The sequence below is a fragment of the Bacillus cereus group sp. BfR-BA-01524 genome (genome assembly GCF_022662595.1).
Lineage (GTDB): Bacteria > Bacillota > Bacilli > Bacillales > Bacillaceae_G > Bacillus_A > Bacillus_A thuringiensis_S.
The window spans coordinates 1-213 of the sequence record NZ_JAKUDW010000499.1 but is presented as its reverse complement, the minus strand read 5'-3'; the positions used below and the strand labels follow the sequence as shown (position 1 = coordinate 213).

Below are 213 nucleotides of genomic sequence, written 5' to 3'. Positions count from 1 at the left end.
CAGAATAAACAACAAAGCTCTAAACAAGAGGATTCCTCTCAAGATAAGCAACAAAGCGCTAAGCAAGAGGATTCCTCTCAGGATAAGCAACAAAGCGCTAAACAAGATGACCCTTCTCAACGTAAGCAACAAAGCTCTGGAGGTAATAGTATTTATGACTTTACAAAACCAGAAAAAGACCGTATTCATTCTCTACAAGATTTAATAGAGAAA

Annotated in this window: 1 pseudogene; it reads left to right on the top strand. The window is 37.1% G+C overall.

Going from position 1 to position 213, the window contains the following annotated elements:
* Positions 1-213 (top strand): annotated as a pseudogene (locus MR170_RS32075) (spore germination protein); the annotation flags it as partial.